Genomic DNA, 12,364 nt, shown 5'->3' on the forward strand with positions numbered 1-12,364 from the left:
CAATGAACAAAAAAGTAGAATTTATAGATTGGGGACTTACCGACTACCATCATGCCTGGCAAAAGCAGGAGGCTGTTTTTGAGGGAACCGTGGCTTTAAAAACACAAAACCGGACCAACAACACGCAACTGGAAACGCCTAACTACCTGATTTTTTGTGAACACCCACACGTGTATACCCTCGGTAAAAGCGGGCAGCCGGAAAATCTGCTGCTGGATGAGCAGGGCTTGCTGGAGAAGAAAGCGACTTATTATAAGATCAACCGGGGCGGAGACATTACTTATCATGGACCTGGCCAGATTGTAGGCTATCCCATCCTCGATCTGGACAACTTTTTTACAGATATACACCTTTACCTGCGGACATTGGAAGAGGCAGTGATTTTAACGCTTGCCGATTTTGGTATTGCTGCAGGTCGTTATGAAGGTTATACCGGGGTATGGTTGGATGCGGATAATGACAAAGCCCGAAAAATTTGCGCCATGGGGGTAAGGTGCAGTCGCTGGGTAACCATGCATGGTTTTGCATTTAATGTGAACACTGATCTTGATTATTTTAAAAATATTGTGCCCTGTGGTATTGACGATAAAGATGTAACTTCCATTCAGCGCGAGCTGGGATATGCACCTGACATGGATGAGGTTAAGGCGAAACTGAAAGGTCACATTGCCCGTCTGTTTAAAATGGAGTTGTTTTAGGGTGTTGAAAAAACATGAAGTTCATAGTTTTGATTTTTTAGAACAAACCTTATCTTTATAGAAAAACTACTTTAAAAAAACAAACTATGGATTACAACTCAGAGTACGCAGCAGCCGGAGCCGGCATTGGAGCTGGAATGGTTATTTTTTATCTTGCCATACTGGTTTTGGTATATGCAGGGCTATGGAAAATTTTTGTAAAAGCCGGAAAACCAGGATGGGCGGCAATTATTCCCATCTACAATTTAATTGTGCTTATCGAGATCGTGGGTAAACCAATGATCTGGATATTATGGTTATTGATCCCTTGCGTAAATATCGTATTTGCGGTTTGGTTGTATAACCTGTTGAGTAAAAGCTTTGGCAAAACAGAAGGATATACTGTGGGTATGATTTTACTGCCTTTTGTATTTATCCCGATGCTGGGTTTTGGTGATGCAAAATACCTGGGCCCTTCAGCTGCAGAAGCACAAGCCGGATTTGCAGGTGGAAACAACCCATTTGGCGTAAATAATCCGTTTAACAACACAAACGATCCTTTCAACCAGCCGCCGACAACCCCTAACGCATAATTGTTGGTATTGGAAACATACTTATTATCCGCCTGGTCTTCTTTTTTAGATCAGGCGGATAGTTTTTTTCTACCCTGCCCGTTTAAGGCCCTTACCGGCATTGATTGCCCTGGCTGCGGTTTTCAACGTTCGTTCTTTGCGCTGTTAAAGGGCGATTTGCAGGAGAGCTTTCATTTATACCCGCCGACCATTCCGCTGCTGATCACTTTTGTTGTGGCCCTCTCCGCACGGTATCTGACCGGTAGAAATAACGACAAGCTCGTTAAAACGCTATACCTTATTACAGGAACGATTATCATCGGAAGCTATTTATTTAAGATATTTGTCCCACATCAACATTGAGCATAAATATGATAAATGACCATACCATCAGCTATCTGGCCCTTGGCGACTCCTATACAATTGGAGAGGCCGTTCCGGCAGCAGGCAGTTTCCCGTATCAGCTGGCAGGGCGGTTAAGGGTGGAGCAAATCATTGTTGAGGAACCGCACATCGTTGCGACTACAGGCTGGACCAGTAGTGAACTTCAGGCGGCCATTAAAAATGCGGCCCTGGCCAGAAAATTTGATTTGGTTACCCTGCTGGTAGGGGTCAATAACCAATACCGGGGAGAATCCATAACGGTTTACCGCCGGGAATTTGCTGCTTTGCTGCAAACTGCGCTCGATTTTGCAAGGGGGGACAAAGCCCGGGTATTTGTACTGTCGATACCCGACTGGGGTGCAACGCCCTTTGGCTTAGCCAGCGGGCGCGGACGGGAAGCGATTGCTTTGGATATAGATGCATTCAATGCCGTCAACAAAGAAGAGACTTTACTTGCCGGCCTCAGCTATACTGACATTACACCAGCTTCCAGAGATGCAGTTTCTGACCCTCTACTGGTAGCGGAAGACGGCTTACACCCCTCAGTAAAAATGTATTCAGATTGGGTAAATAATTTATTGCCCGCGGTGTTGAAGGTTTTAAAGTAGCTAATGTACCAGTGAAGTCTGGTGGTTATAATCTTTCACTACTGTTTTTAAAAATTCCATTTCGTTCATGCCTTCGGGCTTGGTAACCGCCAAAATGCTGGCTACTTTTGCTGCAGTGGCATAAATAAGATCAGGATTATAGGTTTTATAGTAAGTGGCAATCACTTCGTGAATGAGTTCTATGTCCCGGTCGCTCAACAGGTTGACGTTGGCAAAGACCGGATTGTAGGTTTCTTCAACCGGGTGAAAAGCGATATGGTTAATATTTGTACGCGGAACAGTTTTAATAACCGTTGTTCCGGCCACCATATCACCAATCCTTTGTTTGTTCTCGGATACTGCCACAGAAATCAGGGCACCTAGCTGGGCGGTTAACCAGAAATCCACCAGCCGGAACAGCCAGCGGATAAAATATTGCCCAATACTGGCCTGACCACCATTCAGACTGATTACTTTGATTTTCAGCAGGCGTTTGCCTACACATTGTCCGTTCATTAAGATTTCACAAATGAGGTTATAAAAAACGAACCCGGCAGCGTACAGGCCAATCAGTAGGTAGAAAAAATAAGGTGATCTGTCGAGTGCCCCAGAAAGCCCGGTGAGCACAACAAGGAAAACAAAAATCAGGTATAAACCCAGGAATACGGCCAAATCTATTAACCTTGCTGCTATACGTTCGCCTAGGCCCGCAACCGGATAGTCAATATCTATGTGCTGACTGGTATTTACCTTTATTGTTTCCATACTTATTCAAATATAATACTGATGTTCAATTTATTCTTGTAAAATTGTTTTTTGTAGCTATTTTAACAGAAAATTACATTCTACCAAAATCTATGAGAGAGGCGCTGTTTGTCAAACAAAATTCAGGGAAGTGGAAATCCTATGAGCAGTTGCAAACAGCGAACCCCGATGAACTGGCCGAGCGTTTCATTGACATCACCAACGATCTGGCCTACGCTAAAACCTTTTATCCAAAATCCCGAACTACTGCTTACCTGAACGGATTGGCTGCAGGTTTGCATCAATCCATTTATAAAAATAAGAAGGAAGACACCAGCAGATTCATCACCTTCTGGAAGTTTGAATTGCCAGAGTTGTTTTACACCTACCGGCGTCAATTGCTGTATGCTTTTTTATTTTTCCTCGTCTCGGGTGCCATGGGTGTACTTTCTGCAAAATATGATGATACCTTCGTAAGGCTCATTCTAGGGGATGGTTATGTGAATATGACTAACGAAAACATTGCCAAAGGGGATTCTTTTGGTGTATATAAACAGCAAGGCCCTGTAGAAATGTTTTTTATGATTGCCATCAATAACGTCTATGTTTCGTTGCTCACTTTTCTGAGTGGGATCTTTTTGAGTGTTGGACCAGTTTTTATGTTATTGCGGAACGGGATTATGCTGGGATCGTTTGAATATTATTTTTTTAGCAGGGGACTTGGAATTGAGTCCATCCTGGTGATCTGGATTCACGGCACACTGGAAATCTCGGCAATTATTATTGCAGGTGCCGCCGGACTGGTGCTTGGGCATGGCCTGTTGTTCCCTAAAACCTACACGCGCTTTCAGGCATTTAAGAACAGTGCAAAAGATGGGACAAAAATTGCCCTTGGGCTTGTACCTATCTTTATCGTAGCCGCATTTTTTGAGGGTTTTATTACCCGTTATACCCATATGCCTTTGTGGCTAAGTATAAGTATTTTAGGTGGATCGCTGGCATTTATCATCTGGTATGTTATTGTCTACCCGGCCAAACTTTATAAACGCAATCAAATCAGCTAAGCATGTCAGAAAAAATTGAATTTAAGAAATTGAGGGAGTTTGGGGAGGTCATTAGTGATACCGTTTTGTTTATAAAACAGAACTTTAAAGCCCTGCTAAAGGTGTTTGTATATTTCTGCGGCTTTTTTATTGTTGCAGGTATCATTGCTTCGGTGATACAGCAGCTGGGCTTGCAGGGCGCAGCCAAAGATCCTGGCAATCCCTTTAAATTTACCCGGCTGGATGAGATTTTTACGGTTAGTTATTTTATGGTTATTGTGTTTACCTTGTTTACCTACACGGCGATCAATGTTTCGATACTCAGTTTCATCGTATTGTACATCGAAAAACAGCGTAAGGCCCCTTCCCCGGAAGAAGTCTGGGCTTATTTTAAATACTATTTTGTGCGGGTTTTCTTCAGCGGTCTGTTCATTAGCGTTTTTGTGGTGATTGCTTTTACTTTTTGCCTTTTACCTGGTATCTATGTTTTTCCGGCCATGTCGCTGTTCTCTGCTGTAATGGTCATGGAGAACGGAAGTTTTAGCTATTCCTTTGGCCGGTCATTTAAATTGCTGAAAGACCAATGGTGGGTTACGGCGGGAACCATTTTTGTAATCTGGATGATTGCCTATGCCAGTATGTCTTTTGCGTCTTTGCCAGCTGTATTTTTAACGATGGCCGGGACTTTTATGCCGGTGTCGAATGAATGGAGTAAGGTGATGATCGTTATCGGCACGATAGTGCAGCACCTGTGCTATGTATTTATGATGATTCCGGTGATAGGCTGTGCCCTTTGCTATTTTAACCTGGCTGAGCGGCAGGAAAGTACAGGTCTGATGGATCGGATTAACCAGCTGGGGCAAAAGAAAGATCACCTGAGCGGCTTAGAAGAGGAGTATTGAGATGTATAGAGCGCTCGTTCTTTTAGTATTGTTGGGTATATCTGCCGCATGTTTTCCTGCAGCTGCGCAGGCATTGGCCCCGGGTAAGGAAGCGCTGATCAAAAATGACAGTACAAGGCTCGAACTTCGCAATTTTGACCAGCAGAAAATACAGCAGTATAAGGCAGAAAAAGAATTTCTGTATGAGGAGGCCGCGCGTATAGACCTGAGTTACTGGGAGAGGTTCTGGCGATGGTTCTGGGGCTTGTTTGATGGAGTGGTAAGCAATGAATATTCAGGAGGGGTTCTGAAATACCTGGTTATGCTGTTGGCAGCAGGTCTGATCGTTTTTGCAGTAATTAAATTTGCCGGGCTCGATTTAAAAATCTTTGCCGGAAAGGCCAAGGCTGTAGATGTTCCTTACAGCGAATCGCCCGATAACATTCATGAGATCAACTTTAATGAGGAAATAGATAAGGCAGTTGCTGCGGCCAATTACCGGCTCGCGGTACGTTTGTTCTACCTGAAGTCCCTGAAGCTGTTAAATGACAGGGCACTGATAGACTGGCAGCCGGAAAAAACCAATCAGAACTACATCAGCGAGCTGACCGATCCTGATAAAAAAAAGGTATTCACAGCATTGACCATGCAATTTGAGTACATCTGGTACGGTGAGTTTTTTATCGACCGGGAACACTTCATTGAAGTTAAGGATAATTTTGAACGGTTTAACCTTGCAGCTAGATGAAGGGGCTGAGGTTATATCTTATCGGAACTGCACTGGTTACCCTGGTGTATCTGACTGCGCAATATTACAAGCCCAAGCCAACGGACTGGACCCCAACTTATTTGAAGGAAGATAAGGTTCCTTTTGGTCTTTTTATCCTTTACCAGGAATTGACCGCTATATTTCCGGAGGCAACAGTAAAAACAACCCGGCTTCCGGTATACAATACATTGAAGGATAAAAACTTTGAAAATACCAATTACCTGCTCATTAACGGTGATGTTAAAATAGATGAGTACGACTTTAAAGAACTCGCTAAATACATGAACAAAGGCAATCATGTCCTGATTGCAGCTTTTCAACTGAGTGATTTTTTACAGGATACCCTGAACATTCAACTCAATTCTGTGCTCAACCCTCCGAATAAAAAAGGAACGCCCATCAATTTTGTAAATCCGGCGGCAAAAACAGCCCGGGATTATGTTTTTGAAAGGGGCCTGAGCGACCAGTATTTCAGCAAACTGGATACGGGCAGGGCACTGGCCCTGGGCAGAAACAACAAGGGCGATGTGACCTTTGTAAAATATCCTTTTGGCAAAGGTGCCCTGTATATCTTGCCCAATCCGCAATTGCTTTGTAATTACAGCCTGCTGCACAAAGATGGGCTGGATTATGCATCAAAACTTTTGTCGCACCTCCCGGCAGCCAAAACGATCATCTTTGATGAGAACAATGCCAAAGGCAACGCCGAAGAGGCGTCTGTGCTTCGTGTGTTCCTGAAACATACCCCCCTTAGCTGGGCCTATTACCTGGCGCTGGCCGGCTTGCTGGTATTTGTGCTTTTCGAAATGAAGCGCCGGCAGCGGATCATTCCTGTTGTTGAACCCTTAAAAAATACCTCGGTAGATTTTGTGAAGGTAGTAGGCAAAGTATATTACCAGCAAAGGGATAACGGCGACATTGCCCGGAAAAAGATCAGTTATTTCCTGGAACACCTCCGGTCGGCCTATCATTTGAAGACCACGCAGCTGGACGATGAACTTTTAGCTGCAGTTGTTCTTAGGTCTGGTGTGGAGCAGGAGCTGGTGCAACAGTTATTTAAGCTGATGAACCAGCTGGACAAAGCTGCATTTATAAGTGATGAACAACTCATCGCACTCAATAAAACAATAGAGAAATTTTATAAACAAGCCCAATAAATTATGGAAGCGGAAATGTTTACCCAGAGAACGGACCTTACACAGCTCAATACTGCAGTAGAGCAGGTCAGACAAACGCTGGGCAAGATCATTGTAGGTCAGAAAGATACGATAGATTTTTTAATTGCAGGCTTACTTGCTGACGGTCATGTACTGCTGGAAGGTGTACCTGGAGTGGCCAAAACCTTAAGCGCCAAGCTGGTTGCCAGGAGTATTGATGCTTCATTTTCGCGCATCCAGTTTACACCCGATCTGATGCCTTCAGATGTGCTGGGCACCTCGGTATTTGACCCTAGGTCTGCCACCTTTGAGTACCGTAAAGGCCCCATCTTTGGGCACATCATACTGGTAGATGAAATTAACCGCGCCCCGGCCAAAACACAATCGGCCTTGTTTGAAGTAATGGAAGAAAGGCAGGTTACGGTTGACGGGCATACCTATCAGATGGAAGAGCCTTTTATGGTATTGGCTACCCAAAATCCGATAGAGCAGGAAGGCACATATCGCCTGCCCGAAGCGCAGCTGGACCGCTTTCTGTTTAAAGTTGAGGTGAAATATCCGAGTCTGGAAGAAGAAACAGCCATCTTGTTGAATCAGCACCAGCAGAAACTGGATGAAGAACTGAAGGAAGTGAAAGCTGTTTTAAGTATTGAACAGATCAGGGCCTGCAGGGCGATCATAAAAGGGCTCCATGTAGAACCAAAGCTGATTGAATACGTGGCAAAGATTGTCCATGAAACCAGGAACAACAAATCGCTTTACCTGGGTGCTTCGCCCCGGGCCTCGCTGGCCATCGTAAATAGTGCCAAAGCCATTGCTGCCATGCAGGGACGCGACTTTGTGACTCCGGAAGACATTGTTAAGGTTGCCGCACCAGTACTGGCTCACCGGATTATGCTGACACCGGATAAAGAAATGGAAGGGCTTACCGGCAGCGACGTGGTTGCACAGATCATCCAGAAAATAGAAATACCAAGATAAACCCGGCAGATTGAAACACCTGATCAGAAAATATTACACCGACCTGTTCTTAGGTAAGCGTTTTTTTGCCGCAACCGGCTTGTGCGTGACTTTATTCCTGTTCTCTTTCTTCTTGCCATGGCTGGGCGACCTACCCTATATCTGCTTTTGTGTATTTGTATTGCTGGTATTATTGGACCTGTTGTTGCTGTACCGTACAAAGAGGGGTGTTTTTGTGCGTCGCGACCTACCGGAACGTTTAAGCAATGGGGATGACAACGAACTGTATATTTATATAGAGAATTTTTATTCTTTTGCGGTAAGGCTTGGCATTATAGATGAAATCCCCTTTCAGTTTCAAAAGCGGGACCTTTGGTTCAAGAGCAGTCTGAAAGCGGGGATGCACAAAACCATTACCTATACCTTAAGGCCTGTAAAAAGGGGTGAGTATCTTTTTGGAAAGATAAGGCTCTACGTCCAGTCGCCACTTGGGCTGGTTAGTAGGAGGTTTAATTTTGGAGATGAAGACATGGTCCCTGTGTACCCCTCGTTCCTGCAGCTCCGGAAATATGAGCTGATGGCCATTTCCAACCGGTTGAATGAAATTGGCATCAAAAAGATAAGGCGCCTGGGGCACAGTATGGAGTTTGATCAGGTAAGAAACTATGTGCAGGGCGATGATTACAGGACTGTTAACTGGAAAGCGACCGCACGTAAGGGCGACCTGATGGTTAACTCCTTTACTGATGAAAAGGCACAGCATGTGTATTGCGTTATCGATAAATCCAGAACTATGAAAATGCCTTTTGAGGGATTGAGTTTATTGGATTATGCCATTAATGCCAGCCTGATCCTGTCTAACGTGGCCCTGGTGAAGGAAGATAAGGCGGGGTTGATTACTGTTGCCGAACAAACGGCAAGTATTGTACCTGCCGATAGGCGCCCTGCTCAACTCGGTAAAATAATGGAGGTGCTGTATAAAGAAAAGACAAGATACCTGGAACTGAACATGGAGGCCTTATATAGCAGCATCAGGGCAACTTTAAAGCAACGTAGTCTGGTGGTATTTTTTACCAATTTTGAAAGCATGTCGGCCCTGAACAGGCAGCTTCCTTTTTTAAAGCGCATAGCGCGGTTCCACCTGTTGCTGATCGTATTTTTTGAAAATACCGAACTCCGGGCCTTAACAGAAAAGCCTATAAGGAATGTGGAAGATATTTATACTCAAACCATAGCGGCTAAATTTGCTTACGAGAAAAAGCTGATGGTAAAGGAGCTGGCAAAACATGGTATACTGAGTATACTTACCCCGCCGGATCAGCTCACTATAAATGTAGTGAACCGGTACCTGGCCATAAAGGCCCAGCAAAAAATATAAGCCGCTAGCATTCCGGTAAACTGATCGGGATATTGGTTGCCAGTCCTCCGTCTGAGGTTTCCTTGTATTTGGAGTTCATGTCGAGTGCTGTTTCCCACATGGTGTTGACAACCGCATCAAGGCTCACTTTGGCTTTGTCAGGGTTGCTTTGAAGGGCAAGCTGACTCGCTGTTATCGCTTTTATGGCGCCCATGGTATTTCTTTCGATACATGGGATCTGCACAAGGCCGCCTATAGGGTCGCAGGTGAGGCCCAGGTGGTGCTCCATGGCAATCTCTGCCGCCATTAAAACCTGGCGCTGTGAGCCACCCAAACATTCCGTTAGTGCAGCCGCTGCCATAGCAGATGATACACCAATCTCGGCCTGACAGCCGCCCATTGCCGCGGAAATGGTTGCTCCCTTTTTAAAGATACTGCCAATCTCAGATGCGCAGGCAATGAACTGCATGATCTTCTCGTCTTTAAAGCCATCACAAAAAGTAATGTAATATTGCAGTACTGCCGGGATCACACCGGCAGCGCCATTGGTAGGGGCAGTTACCACCCTGCCAAAAGACGCGTTCTCCTCGTTTACGGCAAGGGCAAAGCAGCTTACCCAGTCTAAGGTATAATTAAAACCATTACCGCCTTCCCTTATGGCCATCACCCAACTGGCATAGTCGGTGTACACCTGGCTGCCCAGCAAACGTTTATTTAGGGCCCAGGCCCTCCGGGCAACATTCAGGCCTCCAGGTAAGAACCCCGAAGTGTGGCAGCCACGGTAAATACAATCTTTCATTACCGTATAGTGCTGCATAATACCTTTTTTGGTTTCTGCTTCAGTGCGCCATGCCAGTTCGTTTTCCATCACAATTTCAGATACCTTTAAACCGGTAGACAAGCACCAGTGCAGCAATTCGCTTGCTTTATCTACAGGAAAGGGCAGGTCTACCTGTTCCTTTTCACTTCCATTTTCGCCCTCTTTCACTACGAAGCCACCACCTATAGAATAATAGGTTTCGGAAAAGGCCTTTCCAGAGTCTAAAAAGGCCTGAAACGTTACTGCATTGGGATGAAAGGGCAGGCTTTCAAAGAGAAGGAAAATGAGGTCGTCATTATAATTAAAGGTAGTGGGCCGCTCGCCGGAAAGCGACAGCAACTTTTCTTCTTTAATAGATGCAATGGTGGAATCGATGGCATTGACATCAAAAGTAACCGGATCCGCACCCGAAAGTCCCAGTAAGATGGCCACATCTGTACCATGACCTTTGCCTGTTTTTGCGAGTGAACCATACAGCAGGATTTTTACCTGCTGAACCTGTTCCAGCAATCCGTTTTGTTTTAAAGATGCCGTAAATTGTTGTGCGGCTCTCCATGGCCCTAATGTGTGTGAGCTTGACGGGCCAATGCCTATCTTGAAAATGTCGAATACCGAGATTTGTTCCCTTTGCATAAAACAAAGCTACTATAGTTTGCTGATATTGTTGATACGTTAAGCCTGGGATATGCTTAAAAGTCAAAAGCAATGATGTTTTTATCCTGCAGCATGCGGTCAACAAAGGATTTGTGGTTTTTTGGACTGCCAATGGCGATCCATGTACCACTAATGATGCCGTTGGCCAATTCCTGTTTCCCTCTGGAAAGTTTTAGTTTAGAGGTTTTGATGTCCTGTTCGTATTTCTCAAGGCTTTCCCCTTCATACCTTTTTACGATGCGGTATATTCTTTTGGTGAAGCGGCGTTCTGCCATTTCCTCCAGAAAAGGGAAAATAAGCAGTGCAAGTAAAACGACCAGGGTTACACCTACGGCTTGCTCATAGTAGCCGGAACCAATGGCCATACCTATGGCGGCAACAATCCAGATGACACACGCGGTGGTTAGGCCTTTTACCTGGTTGTCTTCCTTAAATATTACCCCTGCGCCCAGAAAACCAATTCCGGTAACAATGTTTGAAGCAATACGATCGTGACTGCTTAGGCCTATTTTAATGGAAAGAATGGTAAAAAGGGTAGAACCCAGGCCAATCATGATCATGGTTTTTAGGCCCGCTTGTTTGCTCCTGAATTCCCTTTCGGCGCCGATAAGGCCACAGAGCAGGGTGGCCATTAAAAACTTGTTGACCTCACTTTGTGTAAGGAAATGATTGCTCTCAAGAATGTTCTCCATAGCTGATTAAATGATCTAATATAACAAAGATTCCTGTCAATAGAAATCGTAGCAGCGCAGGCCATTGAATTTATTGTAGCCAGAGCTGTTAGGAAAGTATTTTTCGTAGCCAATGCTGGCTTCGGTGGTGCCGCTGGTATTGGTATAATTTATTTTTGAGGTGGTGGCATCATGGCTTAAACCCAGGCGTAGCTTTTCTCCGTTCCTGCTGCCCTTAAAGAGGTCGAAAATGAGCGAAACCACTATCGCATCCGGCCCGCCCTGGCCAGCGCTGCGGTACCAGATGCCGGTATTCAGACCTTTGTACTTGAATTGTGCCCCGGCACTCATAGATGTGGAACTGGCCTGTTTGTAATAAACCACAGATGGGATGAGGTAAGCACCATCATCCTGATTATAATCGTAATAGGCACTCAGCGGAATTTTGTAGCTGGCATTCGCCGTGATGCGCATGGGCAATTTGGCTACCGTGCCGCTAAAAGATTCGTCTGGCTGGTTGATGTGGTGGACCGCTGCACCTACCATCAGGTTCCGGAACACGATGTTTGTCCCGCCCGCGGCGTCAAAAAACATTTTGGTGGCCTGGTCCGGTGGCTGGGCTGCCGATACACTTCCGGGAATGTAACCCAGTCGTTGGTCTATCTGATCAGAAAATACGAGTTTGCTCCAGTCGATCTGTCTGTTGGTAAAACCAGCCTGGATGCCGAATGAGGCTACAAAACCATCACCGCCAACACTGTAGGAATAGGTGGCAGCCGCATTGTTTTTGACCAGAAATGCCGTTCCTTCACTGCTGCGGGTAAACATCAATCCTACGCCTCCTGCAAATTTGGAGATGTTCAGATCAGCTGACGCTGTGATATAGGATAAGTCGCCGCTAAGGCTGGTCCACTGGTTACGGTAAATGAGGTTTAGCCTGATATCGCCTTCAAATTGCCCAGTGAGGGATGGGTTGAGGTAAATAGGCGAATTGAAGAATTGCGAATAAATATGATCCTGGGCCTTTACGGATAAGCTGGCCATCATCGTTAACAACATCGTTATGTATACTGATCTCCCCCTCATTG

At 45.3% G+C, this 12,364-nt stretch carries 14 protein-coding genes; 10 read left to right on the plus strand and 4 right to left on the minus strand.

The window, feature by feature from the left end; genetic code table 11:
- Window positions 1–2: 2 nt before the first annotated feature.
- The 4 genes from lipB to B9A91_RS11825 all read left to right on the plus strand — a co-directional run bounded on the left by lipB (window position 3) and on the right by B9A91_RS11825 (window position 2,241).
- Window positions 3–698 carry a lipoyl(octanoyl) transferase LipB gene (lipB, locus tag B9A91_RS11810; RefSeq protein ID WP_084238727.1) on the plus strand — a complete coding sequence of 232 codons (696 nt, stop codon included), beginning with the start codon at window positions 3–5 and terminating at the stop codon, window positions 696–698.
- A gap of 86 nt (window positions 699–784) precedes the next feature.
- Window positions 785–1,270, plus strand: a complete 486-nt coding sequence (locus tag B9A91_RS11815) for a DUF5684 domain-containing protein (RefSeq protein ID WP_084238729.1) — start codon at window positions 785–787, stop codon at window positions 1,268–1,270.
- A 9-nt stretch (window positions 1,271–1,279) separates the two neighbouring features.
- Window positions 1,280–1,612: a DUF2752 domain-containing protein gene (locus tag B9A91_RS11820; protein WP_235012534.1), complete on the plus strand. Its 333-nt coding sequence runs from the start codon at window positions 1,280–1,282 to the stop codon at window positions 1,610–1,612.
- An 8-nt stretch (window positions 1,613–1,620) separates the two neighbouring features.
- Window positions 1,621–2,241: an SGNH/GDSL hydrolase family protein gene (locus B9A91_RS11825; RefSeq protein ID WP_084238731.1), complete on the plus strand. Its 621-nt coding sequence runs from the start codon at window positions 1,621–1,623 to the stop codon at window positions 2,239–2,241.
- Here the strand turns inward: B9A91_RS11825 and B9A91_RS11830 are convergent, their stop codons facing one another.
- A complete protein-coding gene (locus B9A91_RS11830; protein ID WP_084238733.1) occupies window positions 2,242–2,985 on the minus strand; it encodes an RDD family protein in 744 nt (247 codons plus the stop codon). It lies immediately after the preceding gene.
- A 92-nt stretch (window positions 2,986–3,077) separates the two neighbouring features.
- Between B9A91_RS11830 and B9A91_RS11835 the strand changes: the two genes are divergently transcribed.
- Genes B9A91_RS11835 through B9A91_RS11860 form a run of 6 tightly spaced genes read left to right on the plus strand, consistent with a single transcriptional unit; the run spans window position 3,078 to window position 9,152 of the window.
- Window positions 3,078–4,028, plus strand: a complete 951-nt coding sequence (locus B9A91_RS11835) for a stage II sporulation protein M (RefSeq protein ID WP_084239689.1) — start codon at window positions 3,078–3,080, stop codon at window positions 4,026–4,028.
- 2 nt (window positions 4,029–4,030) lie between these two features.
- A complete protein-coding gene (locus B9A91_RS11840) occupies window positions 4,031–4,909 on the plus strand; it encodes a hypothetical protein (protein ID WP_084238735.1) in 879 nt (292 codons plus the stop codon).
- Between the two features lies 1 nt (window position 4,910).
- Complete coding sequence (locus tag B9A91_RS11845) at window positions 4,911–5,636, plus strand: DUF4129 domain-containing protein (protein WP_084238736.1); 726 nt, start codon at window positions 4,911–4,913, stop codon at window positions 5,634–5,636.
- A complete protein-coding gene (locus tag B9A91_RS11850; RefSeq protein WP_084238738.1) occupies window positions 5,633–6,814 on the plus strand; it encodes a DUF4350 domain-containing protein in 1,182 nt (393 codons plus the stop codon). The genes B9A91_RS11845 and B9A91_RS11850 overlap by 4 nt, the downstream gene beginning before the upstream one ends.
- A gap of 3 nt (window positions 6,815–6,817) precedes the next feature.
- On the plus strand, window positions 6,818–7,795 hold the full coding sequence (locus B9A91_RS11855) for an AAA family ATPase (protein ID WP_084238740.1): 978 nt from the start codon (window positions 6,818–6,820) through the stop codon (window positions 7,793–7,795).
- A gap of 10 nt (window positions 7,796–7,805) precedes the next feature.
- Window positions 7,806–9,152, plus strand: a complete 1,347-nt coding sequence (locus B9A91_RS11860; protein ID WP_084238742.1) for a DUF58 domain-containing protein — start codon at window positions 7,806–7,808, stop codon at window positions 9,150–9,152.
- A 4-nt stretch (window positions 9,153–9,156) separates the two neighbouring features.
- Here the strand turns inward: B9A91_RS11860 and B9A91_RS11865 are convergent, their stop codons facing one another.
- The 3 genes from B9A91_RS11865 to B9A91_RS11875 are packed head-to-tail and all read right to left on the minus strand — an operon-like array spanning window position 9,157 to window position 12,362.
- Window positions 9,157–10,584: an L-serine ammonia-lyase gene (locus B9A91_RS11865; RefSeq protein ID WP_084238744.1), complete on the minus strand. Its 1,428-nt coding sequence runs from the start codon at window positions 10,582–10,584 to the stop codon at window positions 9,157–9,159.
- A 56-nt stretch (window positions 10,585–10,640) separates the two neighbouring features.
- Window positions 10,641–11,297: an MgtC/SapB family protein gene (locus B9A91_RS11870; RefSeq protein WP_084238747.1), complete on the minus strand. Its 657-nt coding sequence runs from the start codon at window positions 11,295–11,297 to the stop codon at window positions 10,641–10,643.
- A 36-nt stretch (window positions 11,298–11,333) separates the two neighbouring features.
- Entirely contained in the window at window positions 11,334–12,362 is a 1,029-nt protein-coding gene (locus tag B9A91_RS11875; protein ID WP_084238749.1) for a PorP/SprF family type IX secretion system membrane protein, read from the minus strand.
- Window positions 12,363–12,364: the final 2 nt, after the last annotated feature.

This window comes from Pedobacter africanus (assembly GCF_900176535.1).
Taxonomy (GTDB): Bacteria; Bacteroidota; Bacteroidia; order Sphingobacteriales; family Sphingobacteriaceae; genus Pedobacter; species Pedobacter africanus.

Coding starts and splice junctions, on each gene's coding strand:
- B9A91_RS11850 (WP_084238738.1), top strand. CDS start 5,633: ATGAAGGGGCTGAGGTTATATCTTATCGGAACTGCACTGGTTACCCTG.
- B9A91_RS11875 (WP_084238749.1), bottom strand. CDS start 12,362: ATGAGGGGGAGATCAGTATACATAACGATGTTGTTAACGATGATGGCC.
- B9A91_RS11870 (WP_084238747.1), bottom strand. CDS start 11,297: ATGGAGAACATTCTTGAGAGCAATCATTTCCTTACACAAAGTGAGGTC.
- B9A91_RS11840 (WP_084238735.1), top strand. CDS start 4,031: ATGTCAGAAAAAATTGAATTTAAGAAATTGAGGGAGTTTGGGGAGGTC.
- lipB (WP_084238727.1), top strand. CDS start 3: ATGAACAAAAAAGTAGAATTTATAGATTGGGGACTTACCGACTACCAT.
- B9A91_RS11835 (WP_084239689.1), top strand. CDS start 3,078: ATGAGAGAGGCGCTGTTTGTCAAACAAAATTCAGGGAAGTGGAAATCC.
- B9A91_RS11865 (WP_084238744.1), bottom strand. CDS start 10,584: ATGCAAAGGGAACAAATCTCGGTATTCGACATTTTCAAGATAGGCATT.
- B9A91_RS11825 (WP_084238731.1), top strand. CDS start 1,621: ATGATAAATGACCATACCATCAGCTATCTGGCCCTTGGCGACTCCTAT.
- B9A91_RS11830 (WP_084238733.1), bottom strand. CDS start 2,985: ATGGAAACAATAAAGGTAAATACCAGTCAGCACATAGATATTGACTAT.
- B9A91_RS11815 (WP_084238729.1), top strand. CDS start 785: ATGGATTACAACTCAGAGTACGCAGCAGCCGGAGCCGGCATTGGAGCT.
- B9A91_RS11855 (WP_084238740.1), top strand. CDS start 6,818: ATGGAAGCGGAAATGTTTACCCAGAGAACGGACCTTACACAGCTCAAT.
- B9A91_RS11845 (WP_084238736.1), top strand. CDS start 4,911: ATGTATAGAGCGCTCGTTCTTTTAGTATTGTTGGGTATATCTGCCGCA.